We start from the raw sequence: 21,912 nt of genomic DNA, 5'->3' as shown, positions 1-21,912 counted from the left end.
ATAATCTGTGATGTTTTGAATTTAATACTGAGATGCATGGGTTATTTGTATCACGGTAAAAGTAACAATAGTAATTGAGTCTCCCAAGATCATGGGGACAGGGTTTTGTTTTAAAAATAAACAGTTCTATTATATCTAAAAGCAGCGATCAGGATGAAATCCAGCAAGATCCATAGACAGTTTTTGATCTGATATTATTTCAGTCACCAATTTTCCTGTAGCCGGACCTAAACTCCATCCCATCATGGCGTGTCCTGTAGCTATGGTCAAATTATCATATCTTGAGGTGCGGCCGATGTAGGGGAGTCCGTCAGGGGAAACAGGCCGCAGGCCGCACTGAGCATCATTTTTTTCGGTTTCCGTGATGTCCAGTTCATTGTAATAAGATGTTGCAGCATTGGCTATGGCATGCACACGTTCTGCTTTTATATCATGGTTGATACCAGAAAGTTCCATGGTCCCGGCGAATCTTGTAAAGCCCTGCATGGGGGTAACTGCAACTTTTGCTTCCATTAAGATAGCTGGAAGAAGTATTCCTGTTTTTCTATGTACGTTAATTCGATACCCTTTTCCAGGTTGTACCAACAACTTCAATTTTAATTTTTTAGCTATTCCCTCACTCCAAGATCCAGATGCCAAAACAAATTCATCCGCGGTATAAGTTTCTTTATTGGTTGTTACTGATGAAATTTTTCTGTTTAGAAATGAAAAGTCCGTAACTTCTTCATTGGTCTTTAGCACTACTCCCATTCGTTTTAAATAGTCTACTAATTTGGGCATCAACTCTGTAGGGGTGGTATGGGCATCACATTCGTAATGTATGGCGCCTAAGATATCCTGGCTCAAATTGGGTTGCAGGGCATTAAGCTCTTTTAAGGTCAGCATTTTTACCTCTAGTCCTTCATCTTCGGCCCTTTTTGCAACTTCTGCCTCATGATTTCCCTCTTTTGTTGTTTTATAAAGCATGAGCAATCCCTTTTTTTCTAGCTGGAAGTTGCCCAAATCACCAGAATCGAATATCTCCGTGTATAAATCTCTACTTAAAAGATTAATATCCTTGATCAACGGGATGGCTTTTTCCACGTTTTTTTTGGTGGAGGAAGCATTAAAATTCAAGGTCCATTTTAGGAAGTCAAAATCCAAACGGGGTTTAATATAAAAAGGGCTGCTACTATTGAACATCATTTTAATGCCTTTGGCCATCATTCCGGGAGAGGCCAATGGAATAATATGACTTGGTGTAATATACCCAGCGTTTACAAAAGAAGCACCTTTAGTAAGGTCCGATTTGTCTATAACGGTAACCTGATGTCCATTCTTAAGTAAATAATAGGCACTGCTTAAACCAATGATCCCACCACCAATAATAATGACATTCTTTCCCATATTTTAAGTATATATCTAACATCCAAATAGGATGTGGTCAAAGAAACTAAATTACAAAGAATAAGATTGAGTAGATGATAACAGGAAAAATCTTTTTAATGGTATTTTACAGTAAATTATTACTCCTTAAAATATCACATGTTTGATGTGAATTGACATGATAAAAGTGGTTTTTAAAATATTTTTGATATTCGCATGGACGTTTAATTTTTAAATCATCGATCATTGTGAGACACTAAATAGTATAAGAAAAACCAATATAAAACCGGTTTTGTGCACACGACAGACCCGATGCTTCTGGGGAGCCATCACATCATTTATATGGTATCAGGATGTTCGTACGGATGAAGTAATTCATGAACCATCTGTCTTCGTTAAAATTTCACATAAAAAAACCGCTATAAAAGCGGTTTTGTGCCCACGACTGGATTCGAACCAGCACGTCCTTGCGAACACCACCCCCTCAAGGTGGCATGTCTACCAATTTCACCACGTGGGCTTAATAAGAGGATGCAAATATAGACATGTTTTTTAAGTATACCATTTCACTGGCAAGGTTGTTGAAAATATTTTCAGCACTTTCAGATTAAAAATCTTTCTTCTTGGTAATGCCTGCCAAGCGCCAATTGGAGAGAATTACCCAAGTAAAAAGCATAATTATTATAGGGGATGTACTTAAATACGACCCAGAGGGTAGCCCTCAACAATGTAAACTGCGGTGCCACAAAAATAAAATTGGTTGTTTAAGATTACGGATAATGGTGTAGACGAAGAAAATCATGCCCTTCCCTTTTTCCTGTTTATACCGCTAAAACAGCATCCAGAATATTAACGGGCGGGAATTGGTATTGTTTGTAAAAAAAAGAGTACAAATGTAAGATGGGGAAATTTGGATATATCCAAATAAATATAAATGCGGTATATCCTAAATAAATGAAAAATACACATATTTTGGTAGTAGATGATAATGAAGTTGATCTCTGTCTCATGAGTGAAGTCTTGGCATACATTGGAATCAGAAAAATTTCTGTAAGGTTAGATAGTGCATGAGCTATTGGAATTTTGAGTAAAACCACTAACCTTCCGGAATTGATATTTCTAGACATCAATCTGCCTAAAAAGAATGGTCATGAGGTCTTGGAATTTTATTAAAAGTCAAGAATTAACAATACATATTCCAGTTGTTATCTTAAGTACTTCTTCATCAATGCATGATGTTAAAAAGGCGTAGGAGAATGATGCGTCAGGGTTTATCACCAAACCACAGGATTTTGATGTTTTTCATGGTCTTGTATTAAAGACTGTTACGTTTTGGTACAGTTATGACAAATTACTCAGATCTTTAAATACAATTGTGGGAAGTAATAATTTTTCACAACAATTATAATATTCTTTTTTACACCTCACGTAAAGACCTTTCCTTGTAGTAGATGACCTTATGAATCCATAATTGATTGAAACCAAATACCGTAATTTGAGTTGAGCAGTGAAAATATAAGCCCAACAATAATTATTATAAGGGTTGCGTGTGGTTTTCGGATCATACGATTGTTATACCCATCTAGAGTAAAAAAAAAGTATTGCCTAAATGTTTTCAATTTTTTTAAATAAATTGGAATAAATTATATTTTCTTTAAAAAAAATCGCTCATATTCGAGTAGTTGATTGATTTTTACCCGAATTTAGATTAAACACCCTTTTATATCTTTGACGATGATCCGATTTTTGTTTATGGAACAAAGGTGTTGCTGAATTATGACGGTAGTTTTTGCTCCAATATTATAGTATATGAAAACGGGAAATAAGCCTTAGAGAATTTAAAGTTTATGCTAAAGGCAAAAAAAAGCCTGCCAGAGGTAATATTTTTAGATTTAAATATGCCAGTTATTGATGGTTGGGAGTTTTTGGACGAATTTGCAAAATTGGATATCCCTGAAAAAATAGATATTTATGTCGTTGGCTCCTCTTTAGATATTAGGGACAAGGAAAAATTAAAAGAATATGATATGGTCATAAATATGATTAGTAAGCCATAGACGGCTGAAAAAGTAAAGGAATTATTGACCTAAATTGTTAATTGAAGTTAGATTGTGAACGTGTAGATTCAATTTAGATTGGACAAATACCAGCAGTGGTATCATAAAATTTAAAAAGCCCATAAACATCAAGTTTTGGGCTTTTTTTAATCATTTAAGATTTTGTGACCGGGCTGGGGCTCGAACCCAGGACCCTCTCCTTAAAAGGGAGATGCTCTACCAACTGAGCTACCAGGTCATTATTTTAGCTCTAGCGTATTGCTGTTTGCGGGTGCAAATATAAGGGCATTATTTTATTTCACAAGTGTTTTTTGGAATAAATTTATTTTTTTTTGAAATCCCCTTTATTTGAATCATTTTTACTCAAAATTTACAGATGAAAATTGTTTTGGTTGGTTATATGGGGAGTGGTAAAACCACTGTGGGCAAGGAGTTGTCCAAATATTTGGGTTTCAGGTTTTTAGACTTAGATGCTTATATTGAGGATAAGACCGGAATGAAAATTGCCGCAATATTTAAGGAAAAAGGAGAGCTTAGTTTTAGAAAATTAGAGCATCAATTTGTATTGGAGATTCTGGAAAATAATTTAGATGTTGTTCTATCCACGGGCGGAGGTACCCCATGTTACAGTGGAAATATGGAAGTGATTTCGAGGCATACAAACAATGTGTTTTATCTTAGGGTGTCCATACCGGAGCTGGTAAAACGTCTTTCCAAAGAAAAGTCCAAGAGACCCTTGATTGCCCATATTGAAGACGAGGCTTTACCAGAATTTTTTGGAAAACATTTATTTGAGCGTTCACCATTTTATTCCTTGGCCACACATACCATACCTAGTGATGGAACCCCTCAGGATATTGCCTTGGAAATAAAATCGCGATTACGCTAAAGAAACAGAGTCGTTCTTCGCCTTAAACTCAACTTTTATATGCTCTTGTAAAGAAGTAGATAGGGAAATACCTTTATAATCTGCTTTTACCGGATATTTTTTATGGTTCCTATTTACTAAAACAGCAGTCTTTAGCTGTTTTAAAGGGACCCTAAGAAAGTGGTGAACCCCATAGATTAGGGTTGTGCCGGAATTTAGCACATCATCTACCAATACCACAGATTTATTGGCATACTCCTCTTCAGGAATAGAGGTCTGCACACCACTGGCAACAGGATTTTTTTTATCCATGGATACCTTGCATAAGATAATTTCGGCATCCGTTATTTTTTGAAGTACCCTTCTGATCTTCTTTGCGAACAACAAGCCCCCGCCCTCAATACCAGCAATGACTATTTCCGACTCTTCAACATTAGCCTCGTAGATCTGGTAAGAAATACGTTTTATCTTGTGCTGTATCTGCGTATGTGAAAGAATTTGGTTTTGCATGAGGTATTGGTTTACTTTTCAAAGATAAAGAACAGTTCTTTATCTTTTCGTGGTTGAATGGAATTATAGGCCCTCTCCAATACTTTTATATGAAAAGATGGTTTAAATAATGTTTCGTACTCTGTTTTGATGCCTCCAAATGGGGGGCCGGCTTCTGTTAAAGGAAAATCAAATAACAAGCCTACAATTTTACTTTTAGGGCTCAATAATTCTGCCATTTTTTGAACATAATCTGCACGACGACCGGGAAGCAACGCGCAAAAAAAGGTCTGTTCCAGAATCAGATCAAATTTATCTTGCTTGAGATCAAAAAAATCTGCTTGTATCAATCTGTCCTTTGGAAATCCTGGACAAACTGAAGCAATGTGTTTAAGAGGTTGTTTGGCCAGATCAACCACATATACATTTTTAAATCCCAATTGGAGTAGGTAGGCCACTTCATGCCCATGACCTGCACCTGGGACCAAAATTTTGATCTCCTTATGTTCTAATTGGTCAATATATTCTTTTAATGGCGTGGAAATATAACCAATGTCCCATTTTAAATGGCCATTTTTATATTTCTCCTCCCAAAAATCTCTATTCAGATTCATCTACATAATCATCTATGTCCCTGCGATCTTTTTTTGTTGGCCTTCCAGCACCCTTTTTGCGGTAATAGTCTTTGGAATATTTTAAAAGGTCGTTTTGGGCGAAAGCTTCCTTAGGTGTAGTATCTACCCTGTAGATGTCAACTAGTTTGGCTCCAACGCGACTTGGAGGGATATCCAATACGGTAAACTCGTAATTGATTTGATCTTTGCGGACCACAATTTTATCGGTAACATACACTTCTCTGGAAGGCTTAACCGCCTGTCCGTTAATTTTGATATGACCTTTCTTGCAAGCCTCTGTAGCGATGTTCCTAGTCTTAAAATACCGAACACTCCAAAGGAATTTATCTATGCGCATAAACTATTGAAATTCTTTATTGATGACTTCCACAAAAATAAGGGAAAATTGTATCTTGCGAGCCTTAAAAGGAGATTCATGAGAGTAAACAGAATATTTTTACTGTTTTTATTAATAGGAATGGTATGGTCATGCAAAAAAGATGACGGAACTGGGTTGGAGGCAATACCTCCTAGGGCGTTGGATGAGGTAGCTGCCGAGGATGATGCATCCATAAAAGAATTTTTAGAGACCCATTTTTACAATTATGAAGAGTTTGACAACCCATCTGCAGAATTCGATTTTAAAATTAAGATAGATACCATTGCGGGAGCTAATGCGGATAAAATAGCTCTGATAAATCAAGCTCAAACCGGATCAGTGACAGTGTCGTCAGATGAATTTGGTATAGATGGGAATGAAAGTGTTGTTCATACCTATTATTATATTATCGCTCGTAGTGGAATTGGAGTTAGTCCAACTATTGCAGATTCTGCATTTGTCAAATATGAAGGAAGCTTATTGAATGGTAGAATTTTTGATGGATCTACTCAAACACCTGTATGGTTTGATCTAGCAAGAATCCAGGCTCCTTTGCAAGGAACTCGCGGGTTTACGGAAGCAATGTCAGAATTTAAGACTGGAGGGCAACCAATCATCAATAATGATGGAACATTTTCCGTAGATGGTTCAGGAGTTGGATTAATGATTTTTCCTTCAGGTCTTGGTTATTTCAATACATCACAATCAATCATTCCGGCCTACAGTCCTTTAGTTTTCAAAATAGACTTGTATGCCTACAACGCAACCGATCATGATAGAGATGGTATACCATCTATTCAGGAAGATCTAGATAGAGACGGTTATTTGTTCAACGACAATACAGATATAGATGCTGAGGTAAAGGCCAGAACGAATCAAGCGCCAAACTATCTGGATGCGGATGATGATGGGGATGGAACGCCTACTAGAGATGAGATCGTAATTGATGCAGAAGGTAATATTACCTTCCCTGATACAGATGGTGACGGTATTCCCGATTATTTGGATAAGGATACTAAATAACATTTTTTCTGTTACCATATAAAAAAAGCCCGCTACTAGTAGCGGGCTTTTTTTATAAAAGTCATTTGATGAAAATTACATCTTCAAGGATAAACTCAAGATTAGTTGGTCTGGTCTTGTGTCGATTCTATCTCCTGTTGGAACATTATTAGCTGAAAATACAGCCACTTCATTTTCACTGAAACCTCTTTCATATCTAAGGTCTAATCCAAATTTTCCAAAACTTAAACCAGCTCCAATGTTCAACCCAACGGTAACGTCTTTTTCAACATCACCAATAATAACGCCATCAAAATCAGTATTTAAAATGTACTGAAAAGCAGGTCCTGCAAAAACATTTAATGGGCCAATAATGTTTACTCCAACCAATAAGGGAGCGTCCAATTTGCTCATAGCCAAACTATTGTTTTCGTAGTCGGACTTTGTTTTGGTATACATTAATTCCGGTCTGAAGTAGATTTTGTCCCCAATCTTTCCAAAGAATCCTAAATGATACCCCACATTTCTGTCTGGGTTTCTGTAAGCTTGTTCCGCGGAATCAAAATAGTCTCCGTTACCAGCGTAGTTAAGACCCCCTTTGATACCAAATCCTGATCCATTTTGAGCAAATGAAAAAGCGCCGATCAATGCAAAAGCTGCTACTAAAAAATTTTTTTTCATAATGTGTTTTGTTTTATGAATAACCTAGTTCCAAAAAAGATGCCAATCTCTATTTTCTTTTCAAAACTTTCAAAACGGCCTTTTCTATTGCTTTATTATTTAAGCCGTATTTTTCCATTAATTCTTCTGGAGTACCACTTTCACCAAAAGTGTCGTTGGTAGCAACAAATTCCTGTGGTGCTGGGTGATTCAAGGTTAAGGTCCTAGCAACGCTCTCTCCCAATCCGCCCAAGAAATTGTGCTCTTCACAAGTAACGACACAACCTGTTTTCTTTACAGATTTTAAAATGGCCTTTTCGTCCAATGGCTTAATCGTATGAATATTGATCACTTCTGCTGAAATCCCTTGGGCCTCCAATGCTTCTGCCGCAATTAGGGCTTCCCAAACCAAATGTCCGGTCGCGATGATGGTTACATCCGTACCTTCGTTGAGCATTACTGCTTTTCCTATTTCAAACTTTTGGTCGATCGGTGTAAAGTTGGCCACTTTTGGTCTTCCGAATCTCAAATAAACAGGACCTTCATAATCTGCGATGGCTATCGTAGCTGCCTTGGTCTGGTTATAGTCACAAGGGTTGATAACCACCATGCCGGGAAGCATTTTCATAAGTCCTATATCTTCCAATATTTGATGGGTGGCACCATCTTCACCCAAGGTTACCCCTGCGTGTGAAGCACAGATTTTTACATTTTTATCCGAATAGGCAATAGATTGCCTGATCTGATCGTAAACCCTACCTGTGGAAAAGTTTGCAAAGGTGCCTGTAAACGGAATTTTGCCTCCAATGGTCAATCCAGCAGCTATTCCCATCATGTTAGCCTCGGCAATCCCAATTTGGAAAAAGCGTTCAGGGTTCTCCTCTATGAATTTTTCCATTTTTAAGGAACCTACCAAATCGGCACAAAGTGCTACAACGTTGGGGTTTGTTCTTCCCAATTCTGTTAACCCATCTCCAAAACCGCTTCGTGTATCGTTTTTTCCTTGATCTATATATTTTTTCATTTGTGTATTTCTTTAATGTATTGTCCTAAGGACACCTGTTTGTAGTATGAGTTTGGATAAGGTTAATAGTCCCCTAAGGTTTCAGGATTCTGGGCCAAGGCTGTAGCTAGTTGCGCATCATTGGGTGCTTTACCATGCCATGCATGGGTATACATCATGAAGTCTACCCCATGTCCCATAATGGTATGTAATAAAATACACACTGGTTTGCCTTTCCCGGTTCTGCTTTTTGCTTCCCTAAGTCCTTTAATAATGGCCTCTAAATTATTTCCTTCCATAACATCTAAAACATCCCATCCAAAAGCTTCAAATTTCTTTCTTAGGTCACCCATGGGCATTACATCATTGGTAGCTCCATCAATTTGCTGACCATTATAGTCGATCGTAGCAATGATATTGTCTACTTTTTTACCAGCGGCATACATAATGGCTTCCCAGTTCTGACCTTCTTGTAATTCACCATCACCATGTAAGGTATACACCAATTTGGAATCCTTGTTCAATTTTTTTGCTTGGGCGGCGCCTAAGGCAACGGACATTCCTTGTCCTAAAGAGCCAGATGCTATTCTTACGCCAGGAAGTCCTTCATGGGTCGTTGGGTGTCCCTGCAGTCTGGAGTTAATTAACCTAAAAGTATTCAATTCTTTAACAGGGAAATATCCCTTTCGTGCCAAAACGCTGTAGAATACAGGAGAGATGTGACCATTGGATAAAAAGAAAAGGTCTTCTCCAATACCATCCATATCAAACCCTGGGTTAAGTTCCATAATTTCATTGTACAAGGCTACTAAAAATTCTGTGCAGCCCAAAGAGCCTCCAGGGTGTCCTGAGTTCACTTTATGTACCATCCGTACAATATCCCTACGTGTTTGTAACGTAATATCCTGTAATTCTCGTGTTGTTGGCATTTCTTATGTTGTTTTATACTTTTCAAAAGTAAACGCAATCTTTTGCGTACACAAGTATGATTTGTTATATTTTGTTAACTGTCAGGGCAATGGTGAACTTTATTTTTTTGTTAAGGACATTTGAGGCTTAGTTGATTATATTTGCCGTCTTAAACTAGGATTTGGAATTTACACTATTACATACAGACCCCAAGAGTAAAGCACGTGCCGGTAAAATGGTGACAGATCACGGAACCATAGAAACTCCTATTTTTATGCCAGTTGGTACCGTAGCCTCGGTTAAAGGAGTGCATCAGAGGGAATTGAAGGAAGACATAAATCCGGATATTATTCTTGGAAATACATATCATTTATATCTCAGACCCAAAACAAATATTTTAGAACAGGCTGGAGGTTTGCATAAATTTATGAATTGGGATAGGAATATATTGACCGATAGCGGAGGCTACCAAGTATATTCTCTTTCCGATAACCGCAAGATAAAGGAAGAAGGGGTGAAGTTTAAATCTCATATAGATGGGTCCTATCATGTCTTTACTCCCGAAAATGTTATGGAAATACAGCGCACCATTGGCGCCGATATTATCATGGCCTTTGACGAGTGTACCCCATATCCATGCGATTACAATTACGCAAAGAGGTCTATGCACATGACCCATAGGTGGTTGGAACGCTGTTTGACACATTTAGATAAAATACCTTTTAAGTATGGGTACTCACAAGCCTTTTTTCCTATTGTTCAAGGATCAACATATAAAGACCTTAGAAGGCAATCTGCAGAATATATTGCAGGGGTAGGGGCTGTTGGGAATGCCATAGGAGGGTTGTCCGTTGGAGAACCGGCAGAGGAAATGTACGCCATGACCGAGGTGGTAACAGAAATTTTACCAGAAGATAAACCTCGTTACCTTATGGGCGTAGGAACCCCTATTAATATATTAGAGAATATAGCTTTGGGGATTGATATGTTCGATTGTGTAATGCCAACGCGTAACGCTAGAAACGGGATGTTATTTACAGCTCATGGGACCATCAATATAAAAAATAAAAAATGGGAAGATGATTTTTCTCCTATAGACGAAATGGGAATCACCTTTGTAGATACAGAATATACGAAGGCCTATTTAAGGCATTTGTTCGCTGCTAATGAATATTTAGGCAAACAGATTGCTACCATACATAACTTAGGTTTTTATCTTTGGTTGACCCGTGAGGCAAGAAAGCATATTTTAGCTGGGGATTTTTACGACTGGAAAAATATAATGGTAAAACAAATGGATAAGAGACTGTAATGTTAACCATACTGGATAAATACATACTAAAGCGTTATCTCGTAACCTTTACAGTGATGTTGTTGCTTTTTATCCCCATCGGGATCATGGCAAATCTGGCTGAGCAGATTGGCAAAATGATAGACAACGATGCACCCTTAAACGAGATTGCTTATTACTATCTTAACTTTACCATCTACATTGGTAGTTTACTGTTTCCAATCTTTTTGTTTTTATCCGTAATCTTCTTTACTTCAAAACTTGCAAATAATACAGAAATCGTAGCCATTTTAAGTTCTGGAGTTTCCTATGGTCGTTTCTTGCGACCTTATTTCATAGGAGCTTCAATTATTGCGATCATCATGTTCGTTATGGGGATGTTCGTAGTGCCCAACGCCAGCAAGGGGTTCAATGAGTTTAAATTTAAATATCTTAAAAAGGGAAAACAAGATAGGGTTACTAGCAATATATTCAATCAATTGAATGAAAACGATTTCATTTATGTCAGCAGTTTTGATCCAGCCAGGCAACGAGGGTATAATTTCACCCTCGAGCATTTTAACGATCAAGACCAGTTAGAGTATAAAATTTCTGCAGGCAATATCCGATGGAAAGAAAAAGATAGTGTCTATGAGCTTACCTCTTACATGAAAAGAAAACTAGTGAATAATAAAGAAGTTGTAGAGACCAAGCGTAAATTGGATACCATTTTTAATTTTAAGATAGATGATCTTACGCCAGTGTCCTATATAGCGGAAACAAAAAATTTATTTGAATTAAATAGCTTTATCGATGCCCAGCGAAAAAAGGGAGCTTCTAACATAAATAGTTATGTATTGGTAAAGTATAGGAGATGGGCCTTACCCGTAACCGCCTTTATATTGACTATTATTGCCGTTGCGGTATCTGCTGCAAAACGCAGAGGTGGGATGGGTGTGAACCTTGCCTTCGGTATTGGGGTGGCCTTTATCTATATCTTTTTTGATAAGGTTTTTGGGACCTTGGCAGAACAGTCAGGATTTTCTCCATTGTTAGCAGTCGTTTTACCAAACGTAGCCTTCGGGATTGTAGGATTTTATCTGCTGCAGAATGCCAAACGATAAGCTCAAAAATTACCTTCATCTTCATTTTATTGTATTCATCTGGGGGTTTACTGCTGTTCTAGGAAAACTGATAACCGTAGATGCCTTACCATTGGTGTGGTACCGCATGTTCATGGCTTCGGGATTAATTTTTGTTTATATCGCTTATAAGAAATTTTCACTTCGGGTACCTACTAAGACTTTACTCATCTTAATCATTGCAGGCATAGTCATCACCCTGCATTGGATAACCTTTTTTAAGGCTATTAAAGTTTCCAATGTTTCTGTGGCCCTTGCTACCATGTCCACAGGAGCTTTTTTTACTGCTTTATTAGAGCCCATTTGGTATGGTAGGAAAATTGTATGGTATGAGATTTTCTTTGGGATCATTGTAATGTTTGGTCTATACCTCATTTTTAATGTAGAATCAACTTATATAGAAGGTATTGTGTTGGCCCTTATATCTGCCCTATTGTCGGCAACCTTTTCCCTGATCAATGGTAAATTGATACAAAAGGAGAAGCCATCTGTTATTTCCATCTACGAGATGGCCAGTGGGGTTGTTTTTTTATCCATTTACCTTTTCTTTAGTGGAAGCTTTACGACGGAATTCTTTCAGCTCTCCTCCAATGATTGGATGTATATTTTTATATTGGCTTCCATATGTACGGCTTATGCCTTTATAGCTTCGGTAAAGGTGATGAAATATATTACCCCCTACACGGTAATGCTAACCATTAATTTGGAACCTATTTATGGTATTTTCTTGGCATTTATTATACTAGGAGAAAGTGAGAAAATGGACCCCATGTTTTACATTGGGGCCTTGGTAATTCTTTCCACCGTTATTGCTAACGGTATTCTGAAGAATTGGACAAGGTTAAAAAGTAAGAGAGTTCGCTAAGGTTCTCCTTTAAAGTTTTATATTTGTCTGCTTTTATAATTTAAACTGTAGTTTCATGGAGTATTTGGATTTTGAACTTCCGATCAAAGAACTTGAAGAACAATTAGATAAGTGCATGGTCATTGGAAAGGAGAGCGATGTTGATGTAACCGAGACCTGCAAGCAGATAGAGAAAAAGCTTTCTGAAACCCGAAAAGAAATCTACAAAAACCTTACAGCTTGGCAAAGGGTGCAACTTTCGAGACATCCAAATAGGCCGTATACCTTGGATTATATCAATGCAATTTGTGGCGATAGCTGGTTGGAACTTCATGGAGATAGAACCGTGAAAGACGATAAGGCCATGATTGGCGGTCTTGGAAAGATTGGAGACCAGAGTTATATGTTCATAGGTCAGCAAAAAGGATACAATACCAAAACAAGACAATATAGAAATTTTGGGATGGCCAATCCCGAAGGGTATAGGAAGGCTTTGCGTTTGATGAAGTCAGCAGAAAAATTTGGTGTGCCTGTAGTGTGTTTAATTGATACTCCTGGTGCTTATCCTGGTATTGAAGCAGAGGAACGCGGACAAGGGGAGGCCATTGCAAGAAATATTTTGGAGATGACCAGATTGAAGGTGCCAATAATCGTTTTGATTATTGGGGAAGGCGCTTCAGGTGGTGCTCTGGGAATAGGTGTTGGAGATAAGGTGTTGATGTTGGAAAATACATGGTACTCTGTAATTTCACCTGAGTCTTGTTCATCTATTCTTTGGAGAAGCTGGGAATATAAAGAACAAGCGGCAGAATCTTTGAAACTAACCTCTAGCGATATGAAGAAGTTAAAGCTTATTGATGAGGTGGTAAAAGAACCAGCAGGTGGAGCCCATTCTAATAGAGAAAAGACTTTTGAAATTGTAAAAAATAAGATTACCTCTCATTATGAGGAGTTAAAAAAGTTATCACCAAAAGATTTAGTGAATGCCAGAATGGATAAATATGCCAATATGGGTGTCTTTAACGGCTAATAAGCATGTTTAACAAACTTTTTTAAAATCTGGAGGAATCAAACTCCAGATTTTTCGCGTTATCAACACAATTTCGTAACTTATCAACACCCCTATTGTTAACTAATGGTGAACATCCTATGACCCATTTTATTGTTAACTAAAGGTTAAATAGCATACTTTAGCGCTCATGGAAAAACCAAGTCCAATTATCGGTCGTAAAATAGACCAATCTTCATTAATCAATCTAGAGAGGGGTAAAATACCACCTCAAGCTATTGATTTAGAGGAAGTTGTGATAGGGGCTATGATGATTGATAAGAAAGGGGTAGATGAGGTAATTGATATTTTACATCCCGATGTATTTTATAAGGACGCCCATAGGTTCATCTATGAGGCCATCTTCAAACTGTTTGAGACCTCTGAGCCAGTGGATTTATTAACCGTTTCTTCTCAATTGAAGAAGGACGGGAAATTAGAGGCAGCTGGAGGAGATTTTTATCTGATAAAACTCACTCAAAAGGTTGCTTCCTCGGCTCATATTGAGTTCCATGCCCGTATTATCCTTCAAAAATACATTCAACGAAGTCTAATAAAAATCTCCAGTGAGATTATACAGGAAGCTTACGAAGATGCCACAGACGTATTTGACCTCTTGGATACTGCGGAAGCTAAATTATACGATGTTACCCAAGGAAATTTAAAACGTTCCGCCGAGACTGCTCAGAATTTGGTGATTCAAGCCAAAAAGAGGATAGAAGAGATTGCTAATAAAGAAGGTTTAAGTGGAGTTCCTTCCGGATTTGATAAATTGGATAAGCTAACCTCAGGATGGCAACCAAGTGATTTGATTATTGTCGCTGCCCGTCCAGGTATGGGTAAAACGGCTTTGACCTTGTCCATGGCAAGGAATATGGCCGTAAATCATAATATTCCTGTTGCCTTTTTCTCTTTGGAGATGTCCTCTGTTCAGTTGATTACCCGTTTAATTTCTTCGGAAACCGGACTGTCCTCTGAAAAGTTGAGAACTGGTAAATTGGAAAAACATGAATGGGAACAGTTAAATGTTAAAGTAAAGGCATTGGAAAGCGCCCCGTTATTTATAGATGATACCCCGTCCCTTTCTATATTCGACCTTAGGGCGAAGGCTAGGAGATTGGCTTCACAACACGGTATTCGAATGATCGTTATTGATTATTTGCAGTTGATGACCGCAGGAGGGAGTCAAAAAGGAGGGAATAGAGAACAAGAAATATCTACCATTTCTAGAAACCTTAAGGCTTTAGCGAAAGAATTGAATTGTCCCGTTATAGCCCTGTCACAATTGTCTAGGGCTGTAGAAACTAGAGGGGGAAGTAAAAGGCCAATCCTTTCGGATCTTAGAGAATCAGGAGCAATTGAGCAGGATGCAGATATTGTAGCCTTTATTTATCGCCCAGAATATTACAAAATTGATGAATGGGATGACGATGAGCGCACCCCAACTGCCGGTCAGGGTGAATTTATTGTTGCCAAGCACAGGAATGGTGGTTTGGAAAACATTCGATTGAAATTTATTGGCCAACTTGGTAAATTTGATAACTTGGACGACTTCGATTCTCCTTTCGAATTCCAGTCAAAGATGAATGCCAACGAGGATAATCCGTTCATAACAAAAAATCTACCTAATGCCGATGAGGCCTTTGGAAGTTCTATGAATGATGATATGGATATGGATGACAGTGAGGTACCGTTTTAAAGAAAAAAATCGAAAGACATCCACTCGGCTAATTTCGAGAGGATGCTTTATGCTCTTATTCTTCTTTTCTTTGTTCGCTTCAGCTTCCAACATCCTTATTCCAATGGATGCAGATAGCCAAAAAAATCATTTAAAGGCGTACGGGATTACTTATTGGGTACTCACCAAACAACAAAAGGTTCAATGGTTGTTGAACTATAGGGGTGGATCTTTTTTGCTGCCAGATGGGGATAACATCCGCAAAGAATGTCAGATACGAGGCGTTTCCTTTGAGATTATTTCAGATGCTCAGGCTGAGGCCATCTTATCAGAAATTAGTAGTCCCTCAAAAAATCAAGAAGCTGTGATTTTAGAGAAAGCGCCAAAAATAGCAGTCTATTCTCCTAAAGAAAATTTACCATGGGACGATGCCGTGACTATGGTGCTTACCTATGCTGAGATTCCCTACGAAACTATTTATGATGAGGAGGTTTTAAACAATAAACTGTTGTTTTTTGATTGGTTGCATTTGCACCATGAGGATTTTACTGGTCAATATGGTAAATTTTATAGTGCCTACAGGGCGGCTCCTTGGTATTTAGAAGGTAAGGAACAAGCAGAAGCCTTAGCATCAAAATTGGGTTATAGTAAAGTTTCTGAGGAAAAAAGGGACGTGGCAAAAGCAATTCGAAATTATGTGATTGGGGGTGGATTTATGTTCGCTATGTGCTCGGCTACCGATAGTTTTGATATTGCACTAGCGGCCGATGGGGTGGATATTTGTGAACCCATGTTCGACGGAGATCCCTCAGAGGCCAATTATCAAAATAAGTTGAATTATAATAAAACCTTTGCATTCACCAACTTTACCTTAGAGAGAAGTCCGTTGCAGTATGAGTTTTCCTCCATAGATATGACCACCAAAAGAGGCATGGTACCTAAGGAGTCTGACTATTTTTCATTGATGGATTTTTCTGCAAAATGGGATCCGGTGCCCACCATGTTGTGCCAGAATCACACCTCCCTTGTAAAAGGATTTATGGGGCAGACTACTGCTTTTACGCGGGATGAAATAAAGCCAACCGTAATGGTGTTGGGTGAAAATAAAATTAACGGGGAGGCTAGATACATTCATGGAATCAAAGGGAAGGGATTTTTTACTTTTTATGGTGGCCATGATCCTGAAGATTACCAACATAGAGTAGGGGATCCCAAAACAGAATTGGAGCTGCATCCTACTTCCCCTGGGTATAGGTTAATTCTTAATAACGTCTTATTTCCCGCAGCTCAGAAAAAGAAACAGAAAACTTAGATTTTTCTTTGGGAAATGAGCTCTTCTAATATAAGTTCAACCCCATTTTCATCATTGCTTTTTGTTTTGTAATTGGCGGCCTCAAGCACATTAGGATGCGCATTTGCCATAGCAAAGCTATAATCTGCCAACCCTAACATTTCCAAGTCATTGTTATAATCCCCAAAAACTAATGTTTCCGATTTAGAGATGTTATGTTTTTGTTGCAATTGTTCCAGTGCAAACCCTTTATGGGCATTCTGATGGGATAGATCTAACCAGTTCTCCCCAGAAATCTTAACTTTTAGATGGGCTTCTAAATGTTTTACGGAGGGGTAAATAAATTTTTCGGAACTCTCAAAATGATATACAGCAACTTTTAGAATTTCCCCCTCAAAAGTGGAAATATCATCCATAACCGTATATTCGGAATAGTATTCCTTCAATGTGCTTAAAAATTCCTTGGAATCCCCGTTGAGATAGGCGTTTCTTTTCCCGCAAAGTACGGCATGTGCACCTTGGGTGTTTTCTAAAGATTTCAAGATGATATCAATATGCCTTTTTTCCAAAGGAGTGGAAAGTAGCTCTTGATCTTGTTGCATGGCAAAACCACCATTTTCTGCAATAACGATTATCTCATTTTTAATGGGCTGTAACTTCTGTACAATACTGTTGTATTGTCTTCCGCTAGCTGCAACAAAGAGAATATCCCTTTTTTTTAGCTCTTCAAAGAGTTCAAAAAACCGATTACTCACTTCATGCTTAGAATTCAACAGGGTACCATCCATGTCGGTTACAACCATTCTAATTTTTGATAAATCCATTCGTTCATTCGTATTAGAGTGCAAAGGTATTTGTTCTATGGTTAATTGCAGGAACTTGAAAAGTTAAGTTTGTGGTATTTTTGTTATTTCAGGAACGATTGGCATCTTTGTGACGTTACAATAAACAGGATATTATGAATTTTTATCAATCAGAATTAAAGTTGCCGCCCTATAAGCGAGGATTTCATATTATAACGGAACATGTTGTTAGGGCGCTTCCTGAAATTAAAGGTATTAAAGTAGGAATGTTACAGGTTTTTATAAAACATACATCCGCTAGTTTAACCATCAATGAAAATGCCGATCCTACAGTGAGAAGCGATTTTGAGAGTCATATGAATATAATGGTTCCTGAAAATGCACCCTATTACCAACATGATTATGAAGGTTCGGACGATATGCCAGCGCACATTAAATCTTCATTGATGGGCGCATCTATTCAGATCCCAATTACAAGTGGAGTTTTGAATATGGGGATATGGCAAGGCATGTATCTTTGCGAACACAGAAACCAGGCCGAGGGGAGAAAACTGGTAGTTTCTGCCTTTGGTCTTTAATGGTTAAATGGAATATGCGAGCTAAAGAGAATATCTTAACTAAAGTTCAAATATTGACAACGAATCACTTTAAATCTCCAGAAGAAGCATTTGCTTTCTTTAACGAGGATAGTGATGGTTAATTGACGAAAGGGGAGATTGTGAAACTGCTAAAAAAAAGCTGAGATCAATGGATTCATTAGTGGAATGGTGTCTTCCAAACTGGTGGGGGGTACGATAAATCCGGGGATGAACTTATACATTGGGCGTAGTTTAAGTAGGCAATATTAAAAATTAAATAAAAAAAATCCGATTCGTCTTGAATCGGATTTTTTATAAGCGAGATGTATTGTTAATGTTACTTTATTTTATTCACAACAGCCTTAAAAGCGTCTGGGTGATTCATTGCCAAATCGGCTAAAACCTTACGGTTAAGCTCAATGTTGTTGGCTTTTACTCTGCCCATAAACTGAGAATAGGACATTCCGTGTAATCTAGCACCTGCGTTGATACGGATGATCCATAAAGAACGGAAAGTTCTTTTCTTGTTTCTACGGTCTCTGTAAGCATATAACATTGCTTTTTCAACCGCATTTTTAGCTACTGTCCAAACGTTTTTACGTCTTCCAAAGTAACCTTTGGCTTGCTTCATCACTTTTTTTCTTCTAGCGCGTGAAGCAACTGAATTTACTGATCTTGGCATAATTTTAAGTTTTTTTGTAGTAGGCGTTTTGAATGTATTTCAAAATCTTTTATGGCCTAACTCCAGGGTTAATACTAATTACCGAAAGAAACGATTACTTTAAACGTAATTGTTCTTTAATACTGTTAACATCCGCCTCGTGTACTAAAGTAGAGTGGGTTAACGCCAGCTTACGCTTTTTAGACTTCTTCGTTAGAATGTGGCTCTTAAAAGCGTGCTTTCTTTTGATTTTACCGGTACCCGTAAGCTTAAAACGCTTTTTGGTACTGGATTTTGTTTTCATCTTAGGCATCTTGTTCCTATTTATGGTTTATCTCGCTTATTATCTTGGCTGTTGCCCCTGAACTTAGGGAGTCTCAACAGGTATTTTTTCTGCTATTGCCGGTGGAAAATAAAAAGAAATACGGTTCTTATTTCTTTGTTTTCGGAGCAAGGAACATCGTCATACGTTTTCCTTCTAATCGAGGCATCTGTTCTACCTTCCCTAGTTCTTCCAATTCGGAGGCTAGTTTCAGCAACAATATCTCACCTTGATCTTTGTATACGATAGATCGTCCTTTAAAGAAGACATAAGCTTTTAGCTTAGCGCCATCCTTTAAGAATTTTTCAGCATGTTTCTTTTTGAACTCATAATCATGATCATCTGTCTGTGGACCAAATCTTATTTCCTTTACCACTACTTTGGTGGCTTTGGCTTTCATGACTTTTTCCCTTTTCTTCTGTTCGTAAAGGAACTTCTTGTAATCCGTAATTTTACATACGGGTGGATCTGCTTTTGGAGAAATCTCCACTAAATCCAACTCTAATTCTTCAGATTTTGCTAGTGCGTCCTTTAAAGAGTAAACTCCCACTTCGATATTGTCACCAACCAAACGTACATTTTGGGAGGTGATAGACCTATTAATATTGTGCGGATTCTTATTTTCTCTTCTAGGCTGTGGCCTAAATCTTTTTCGTATTGCTATGGCTTATAATTTTTAGTTAAACATTAATTTTTTAAAACGACTTTAAGGTACTATTTATTTCATTAGTAACCAAGTTGGTGAAGTCTGTCAAGGAAATGGAGCCCAAATCTTCGCCTCCATGTCTTCTAACAGAAATCGTGTTTTCCTGTTCCTCATTATCTCCTACAATCAGCATAAACGGGATCTTGTTCATTTCTGCCTCTCGTATTTTCTTGCCAACAGTCTCACTTCTCTTGTCTACGAGGGCGCGAATTTCGTGATTTTCTAGGGAATTTAAAACTTTTTTAGCATATTTTTCATGCTTCTCACTAATAGGCAGTACAATTGCTTGTTCTGGGATGAGCCACAACGGAAAATTACCTCCTGTGTGTTCTAGTAAAAGAGCGATAAATCGTTCCATACTTCCAAAGGGGGCGCGGTGAATCATTACCGGTCTGTGCAATTCATTGTCGCTGCCCTTATAGGTAAGGTCAAAGCGCTCTGGTAAGTTGTAATCTACTTGGATGGTTCCCAATTGCCATTGTCTACCCAAGGCGTCTTTCACCATGAAATCTAGCTTAGGGCCATAAAAGGCAGCTTCTCCACTTTCAATGACAAAATCTAAACCTTTTTCTTTCGCAGCATTAATAATTGCATTTTCTGCTTTCTCCCAATTTTCTACCGATCCAATGTATTTCTCGGGGGTATTGAGATCTCTAACGGATACTTGGGCCGTGAAATTTCCAAAGCCTAAAGATCCCAGCACATATAGGGTTAGATCAATAACATTTTTAAACTCTTCTGCCAATTGGTCCGGGGTGCAAAATATATGGGCATCATCCTGAGTAAAACCGCGCACCCTGGTAAGTCCGTGCAATTCGCCACTCTGTTCATATCTATATACGGTCCCAAATTCGGCAAAACGTTTGGGTAAATCTTTGTAAGAATGTGGTTTGAAATTATAAATTTCACAATGGTGAGGGCAGTTCATTGGTTTTAACAAAAATTCCTCATCCATTTTTGGAGTCCTTATTGGCTGAAAGCTGTCTTCGCCGTATTTAGCATAATGACCAGAAGTTACATACAGTTCTTTCTGACCAATATGTGGAGTAACTACCATTTCGTAACCTGCCTTCTTTTGGGCTTTCTTTAAAAAGTTTTCTAAACGTTCCCTAAGGGCTGCGCCTTTTGGAAGCCATAAAGGAAGGCCTTGTCCAACTTTGGCAGAAAAAGTAAAAAGTTCTAGTTCCTTGCCTAGCTTTCTATGGTCGCGTTGCTTGGCCTGTTCCAATAACTCCAGGTATTCTGTAAGTTCCTTTTGTTTTGGAAAAGAGATTCCGTAAACCCTAGTCAGCTGTTTGTTATTTTCGTTACCCCTCCAATAGGCACCGGCAACACTTAATATTTTTATAGCTTTTATGATTCCTGTGTTAGGAATATGTCCCCCGCGGCAAAGATCTGTAAAGGTGTCATGGTCGCAGAAGGTGATGGTGCCATCTTCAAGATTTTCTATTAATTCTACCTTGTATTCATTGCCTTGTTGTTTGTATTTGCTCAATGCTTCCGCTTTGGTCACGGCACGCATTTTATAGGTGTGTTTGCCACGGGCAATTTCAAGCGCCTTTTTCTCTATTTCTGGAAAGTCCTTCTCGGATATGCTGCGGTCACCAAAATCAACATCGTAATAAAATCCATTATCAATGGCCGGTCCAATGGTTAGTTTTATACCAGGGTACAATTCTTCCAATGCTTGGGCCACCACGTGAGAAGTAGAATGCCAAAAAGCTTTTTTACCATCTTTGTCGTTCCATGTATATAAGGTAAGTGTTCCATCCTCGGTTAAGGAGGTTTCCGTTTCTACAATGGTGTCATTGTATTTTGCAGAGATGACATTTCTTGCGAAACCTTCACTAATTCCTTTGGCCACGTCCATTGGGGAACTCCCCTTTGCATGTTCTTTAATCGTTCCGTCTGGTAATGTAATTTTGATCATACCTATATATACCTAATTATAAGGTTGCAAATATACTATCTAGTATTGATGCGGACAATAATAATAAATGTGTTTTTGGGCGTTTCCTATCTTATATATAAGATAGGCCGGGCTATCTATTGTATCCCACACGAGGTGTGGGGATATCATTTCTATCCTTTACGCACTACTTCTGAAAATAATTGAAACCGTAAATCCTTGTATTATAAGCTATTCGGGAATGGCAAAAGAAAAGATTAAAAAAAGGCAAAAAAAAGCGTTGTTGAATTGTGGAAAGGTTGTAGGTTTGCAGC

Annotated in this window: 22 protein-coding genes and 2 tRNA genes; 10 read left to right on the top strand and 14 right to left on the bottom strand. The window is 38.1% G+C overall.

Annotated features, from left to right (window positions below; translation table 11 throughout):
• Nucleotides 1-135: 135 nt before the first annotated feature.
• On the bottom strand, nucleotides 136-1,386 hold the full coding sequence (locus tag ABXZ36_RS14015; protein ID WP_354616309.1) for an NAD(P)/FAD-dependent oxidoreductase: 1,251 nt from the start codon (nucleotides 1,384-1,386) through the stop codon (nucleotides 136-138).
• A 415-nt stretch (nucleotides 1,387-1,801) separates the two neighbouring features.
• Nucleotides 1,802-1,885: transfer RNA gene (locus tag ABXZ36_RS14010), tRNA-Leu, on the bottom strand.
• A gap of 1,327 nt (nucleotides 1,886-3,212) precedes the next feature.
• On the opposite strand from ABXZ36_RS14010, the gene ABXZ36_RS14005 reads away from it, so the two are divergent.
• Nucleotides 3,213-3,422, top strand: a complete 210-nt coding sequence (locus ABXZ36_RS14005; RefSeq protein WP_354616308.1) for a response regulator — start codon at nucleotides 3,213-3,215, stop codon at nucleotides 3,420-3,422.
• Nucleotides 3,423-3,587: 165 nt separating this feature from the next.
• Here the strand turns inward: ABXZ36_RS14005 and ABXZ36_RS14000 are convergent.
• Nucleotides 3,588-3,660, bottom strand: a tRNA-Lys gene (locus ABXZ36_RS14000).
• 138 nt (nucleotides 3,661-3,798) lie between these two features.
• Here ABXZ36_RS14000 and ABXZ36_RS13995 point away from each other — a divergent pair.
• Nucleotides 3,799-4,311 carry a shikimate kinase gene (locus ABXZ36_RS13995; RefSeq protein ID WP_354616307.1) on the top strand — a complete coding sequence of 171 codons (513 nt, stop codon included), beginning with the start codon at nucleotides 3,799-3,801 and terminating at the stop codon, nucleotides 4,309-4,311.
• On the opposite strand, the gene ABXZ36_RS13990 is transcribed toward ABXZ36_RS13995, so the two are convergent.
• The 3 genes from ABXZ36_RS13990 to ABXZ36_RS13980 are packed head-to-tail and all read right to left on the bottom strand — an operon-like array spanning nucleotide 4,303 to nucleotide 5,751.
• Nucleotides 4,303-4,800, bottom strand: coding sequence for a phosphoribosyltransferase domain-containing protein (locus tag ABXZ36_RS13990; protein ID WP_354616306.1), 498 nt, complete (start codon nucleotides 4,798-4,800; stop codon nucleotides 4,303-4,305). The genes ABXZ36_RS13995 and ABXZ36_RS13990 overlap by 9 nt on opposite strands.
• Before the next feature lie 11 nt (nucleotides 4,801-4,811).
• Complete coding sequence (locus tag ABXZ36_RS13985) at nucleotides 4,812-5,393, bottom strand: methyltransferase domain-containing protein (RefSeq protein ID WP_354616305.1); 582 nt, start codon at nucleotides 5,391-5,393, stop codon at nucleotides 4,812-4,814.
• A complete protein-coding gene (locus tag ABXZ36_RS13980) occupies nucleotides 5,380-5,751 on the bottom strand; it encodes an RNA-binding S4 domain-containing protein (RefSeq protein ID WP_354616304.1) in 372 nt (123 codons plus the stop codon). The genes ABXZ36_RS13985 and ABXZ36_RS13980 overlap by 14 nt, the downstream gene beginning before the upstream one ends.
• A 78-nt stretch (nucleotides 5,752-5,829) precedes the next feature.
• On the opposite strand from ABXZ36_RS13980, the gene ABXZ36_RS13975 reads away from it, so the two are divergent.
• Nucleotides 5,830-6,795, top strand: coding sequence for an FKBP-type peptidyl-prolyl cis-trans isomerase (locus tag ABXZ36_RS13975; RefSeq protein WP_354616303.1), 966 nt, complete (start codon nucleotides 5,830-5,832; stop codon nucleotides 6,793-6,795).
• Between the two features lie 75 nt (nucleotides 6,796-6,870).
• Here ABXZ36_RS13975 and ABXZ36_RS13970 read toward each other — a convergent pair whose 3' ends face one another.
• From ABXZ36_RS13970 to ABXZ36_RS13960, 3 genes are all read right to left on the bottom strand, one after another.
• Nucleotides 6,871-7,455: an outer membrane beta-barrel protein gene (locus ABXZ36_RS13970; protein ID WP_354616302.1), complete on the bottom strand. Its 585-nt coding sequence runs from the start codon at nucleotides 7,453-7,455 to the stop codon at nucleotides 6,871-6,873.
• 49 nt (nucleotides 7,456-7,504) lie between these two features.
• Nucleotides 7,505-8,458, bottom strand: a complete 954-nt coding sequence (locus ABXZ36_RS13965) for a transketolase family protein (protein WP_354616301.1) — start codon at nucleotides 8,456-8,458, stop codon at nucleotides 7,505-7,507.
• 62 nt (nucleotides 8,459-8,520) lie between these two features.
• Nucleotides 8,521-9,366 carry a transketolase gene (locus ABXZ36_RS13960; protein ID WP_354616300.1) on the bottom strand — a complete coding sequence of 282 codons (846 nt, stop codon included), beginning with the start codon at nucleotides 9,364-9,366 and terminating at the stop codon, nucleotides 8,521-8,523.
• A gap of 161 nt (nucleotides 9,367-9,527) precedes the next feature.
• Between ABXZ36_RS13960 and tgt the strand changes: the two genes are divergently transcribed.
• The 6 genes from tgt (at nucleotide 9,528) to ABXZ36_RS13930 (ending at nucleotide 16,640) form a co-directional block, all read left to right on the top strand.
• The gene (gene tgt, locus ABXZ36_RS13955) at nucleotides 9,528-10,658 is read left to right on the top strand and encodes a tRNA guanosine(34) transglycosylase Tgt (protein ID WP_354616299.1); all 1,131 of its coding nucleotides are present in this window, start codon (nucleotides 9,528-9,530) and stop codon (nucleotides 10,656-10,658) included.
• On the top strand, nucleotides 10,658-11,740 hold the full coding sequence (locus ABXZ36_RS13950; protein ID WP_354616298.1) for an LptF/LptG family permease: 1,083 nt from the start codon (nucleotides 10,658-10,660) through the stop codon (nucleotides 11,738-11,740). The genes tgt and ABXZ36_RS13950 overlap by 1 nt, the downstream gene beginning before the upstream one ends.
• The gene (locus ABXZ36_RS13945; protein WP_354616297.1) at nucleotides 11,727-12,623 is read left to right on the top strand and encodes a DMT family transporter; all 897 of its coding nucleotides are present in this window, start codon (nucleotides 11,727-11,729) and stop codon (nucleotides 12,621-12,623) included. Before ABXZ36_RS13950 ends, ABXZ36_RS13945 begins: the two co-directional genes overlap by 14 nt.
• Nucleotides 12,624-12,678: 55 nt before the next feature.
• Nucleotides 12,679-13,632, top strand: coding sequence for an acetyl-CoA carboxylase carboxyltransferase subunit alpha (locus ABXZ36_RS13940; protein WP_354616296.1), 954 nt, complete (start codon nucleotides 12,679-12,681; stop codon nucleotides 13,630-13,632).
• A gap of 169 nt (nucleotides 13,633-13,801) precedes the next feature.
• Entirely contained in the window at nucleotides 13,802-15,349 is a 1,548-nt protein-coding gene (gene dnaB / locus ABXZ36_RS13935; protein ID WP_354616295.1) for a replicative DNA helicase, read from the top strand.
• A gap of 49 nt (nucleotides 15,350-15,398) precedes the next feature.
• Nucleotides 15,399-16,640: an asparagine synthetase B gene (locus ABXZ36_RS13930; RefSeq protein ID WP_354616294.1), complete on the top strand. Its 1,242-nt coding sequence runs from the start codon at nucleotides 15,399-15,401 to the stop codon at nucleotides 16,638-16,640.
• On the opposite strand, the gene ABXZ36_RS13925 is transcribed toward ABXZ36_RS13930, so the two are convergent.
• Nucleotides 16,637-17,443: an HAD family hydrolase gene (locus ABXZ36_RS13925; protein WP_354616293.1), complete on the bottom strand. Its 807-nt coding sequence runs from the start codon at nucleotides 17,441-17,443 to the stop codon at nucleotides 16,637-16,639. The two genes, ABXZ36_RS13930 and ABXZ36_RS13925, sit on opposite strands and share 4 nt — an antisense overlap.
• A gap of 134 nt (nucleotides 17,444-17,577) precedes the next feature.
• Here ABXZ36_RS13925 and ABXZ36_RS13920 point away from each other — a divergent pair, with 134 nt between their 5' ends.
• A complete protein-coding gene (locus ABXZ36_RS13920) occupies nucleotides 17,578-18,000 on the top strand; it encodes a secondary thiamine-phosphate synthase enzyme YjbQ (RefSeq protein ID WP_354616292.1) in 423 nt (140 codons plus the stop codon).
• A gap of 337 nt (nucleotides 18,001-18,337) precedes the next feature.
• On the opposite strand, the gene rplT is transcribed toward ABXZ36_RS13920, so the two are convergent.
• The 4 genes from rplT to thrS all read right to left on the bottom strand — a co-directional run bounded on the left by rplT (nucleotide 18,338) and on the right by thrS (nucleotide 21,619).
• Nucleotides 18,338-18,682 (bottom strand): 50S ribosomal protein L20, encoded by a 345-nt coding sequence (gene rplT, locus ABXZ36_RS13915; protein WP_354616291.1) that lies wholly within the window; start codon nucleotides 18,680-18,682, stop codon nucleotides 18,338-18,340.
• 94 nt (nucleotides 18,683-18,776) lie between these two features.
• A complete protein-coding gene (gene rpmI, locus ABXZ36_RS13910) occupies nucleotides 18,777-18,974 on the bottom strand; it encodes a 50S ribosomal protein L35 (protein WP_082591053.1) in 198 nt (65 codons plus the stop codon).
• A 118-nt stretch (nucleotides 18,975-19,092) separates the two neighbouring features.
• Nucleotides 19,093-19,647 (bottom strand): translation initiation factor IF-3, encoded by a 555-nt coding sequence (gene infC, locus ABXZ36_RS13905; protein WP_435602576.1) that lies wholly within the window; start codon nucleotides 19,645-19,647, stop codon nucleotides 19,093-19,095.
• Nucleotides 19,648-19,678: 31 nt separating this feature from the next.
• Nucleotides 19,679-21,619: a threonine--tRNA ligase gene (gene thrS / locus ABXZ36_RS13900; RefSeq protein ID WP_354616290.1), complete on the bottom strand. Its 1,941-nt coding sequence runs from the start codon at nucleotides 21,617-21,619 to the stop codon at nucleotides 19,679-19,681.
• Between the last annotated feature and the right edge of the window lie 293 nt (nucleotides 21,620-21,912).

This window comes from Sediminicola arcticus, from assembly GCF_040566695.1.
Taxonomy (GTDB): domain Bacteria; phylum Bacteroidota; class Bacteroidia; order Flavobacteriales; family Flavobacteriaceae; genus Sediminicola; species Sediminicola arcticus.
Note: the sequence above shows the minus strand (reverse complement) of the source record. Positions and strands in the feature narration are given on the sequence as shown.

What these genes read in the sequence shown, in the direction of transcription:
- rplT (WP_354616291.1), bottom strand. Translation starts at nt 18,682, where the DNA reads ATGCCAAGATCAGTAAATTCAGTTGCTTCACGCGCTAGAAGAAAAAAA.
- ABXZ36_RS13930 (WP_354616294.1), top strand. Translation starts at nt 15,399, where the DNA reads ATGCTCTTATTCTTCTTTTCTTTGTTCGCTTCAGCTTCCAACATCCTT.
- rpmI (WP_082591053.1), bottom strand. Translation starts at nt 18,974, where the DNA reads ATGCCTAAGATGAAAACAAAATCCAGTACCAAAAAGCGTTTTAAGCTT.
- ABXZ36_RS14005 (WP_354616308.1), top strand. Translation starts at nt 3,213, where the DNA reads ATGCTAAAGGCAAAAAAAAGCCTGCCAGAGGTAATATTTTTAGATTTA.
- ABXZ36_RS13965 (WP_354616301.1), bottom strand. Translation starts at nt 8,458, where the DNA reads ATGAAAAAATATATAGATCAAGGAAAAAACGATACACGAAGCGGTTTT.
- ABXZ36_RS14015 (WP_354616309.1), bottom strand. Translation starts at nt 1,386, where the DNA reads ATGGGAAAGAATGTCATTATTATTGGTGGTGGGATCATTGGTTTAAGC.
- ABXZ36_RS13975 (WP_354616303.1), top strand. Translation starts at nt 5,830, where the DNA reads ATGAGAGTAAACAGAATATTTTTACTGTTTTTATTAATAGGAATGGTA.
- dnaB (WP_354616295.1), top strand. Translation starts at nt 13,802, where the DNA reads ATGGAAAAACCAAGTCCAATTATCGGTCGTAAAATAGACCAATCTTCA.
- thrS (WP_354616290.1), bottom strand. Translation starts at nt 21,619, where the DNA reads ATGATCAAAATTACATTACCAGACGGAACGATTAAAGAACATGCAAAG.
- ABXZ36_RS13940 (WP_354616296.1), top strand. Translation starts at nt 12,679, where the DNA reads ATGGAGTATTTGGATTTTGAACTTCCGATCAAAGAACTTGAAGAACAA.
- ABXZ36_RS13970 (WP_354616302.1), bottom strand. Translation starts at nt 7,455, where the DNA reads ATGAAAAAAAATTTTTTAGTAGCAGCTTTTGCATTGATCGGCGCTTTT.
- ABXZ36_RS13985 (WP_354616305.1), bottom strand. Translation starts at nt 5,393, where the DNA reads ATGAATCTGAATAGAGATTTTTGGGAGGAGAAATATAAAAATGGCCAT.
- ABXZ36_RS13925 (WP_354616293.1), bottom strand. Translation starts at nt 17,443, where the DNA reads ATGGATTTATCAAAAATTAGAATGGTTGTAACCGACATGGATGGTACC.
- ABXZ36_RS13990 (WP_354616306.1), bottom strand. Translation starts at nt 4,800, where the DNA reads ATGCAAAACCAAATTCTTTCACATACGCAGATACAGCACAAGATAAAA.
- ABXZ36_RS13945 (WP_354616297.1), top strand. Translation starts at nt 11,727, where the DNA reads ATGCCAAACGATAAGCTCAAAAATTACCTTCATCTTCATTTTATTGTA.
- ABXZ36_RS13995 (WP_354616307.1), top strand. Translation starts at nt 3,799, where the DNA reads ATGAAAATTGTTTTGGTTGGTTATATGGGGAGTGGTAAAACCACTGTG.
- ABXZ36_RS13950 (WP_354616298.1), top strand. Translation starts at nt 10,658, where the DNA reads ATGTTAACCATACTGGATAAATACATACTAAAGCGTTATCTCGTAACC.
- ABXZ36_RS13980 (WP_354616304.1), bottom strand. Translation starts at nt 5,751, where the DNA reads ATGCGCATAGATAAATTCCTTTGGAGTGTTCGGTATTTTAAGACTAGG.
- ABXZ36_RS13960 (WP_354616300.1), bottom strand. Translation starts at nt 9,366, where the DNA reads ATGCCAACAACACGAGAATTACAGGATATTACGTTACAAACACGTAGG.
- ABXZ36_RS13920 (WP_354616292.1), top strand. Translation starts at nt 17,578, where the DNA reads ATGAATTTTTATCAATCAGAATTAAAGTTGCCGCCCTATAAGCGAGGA.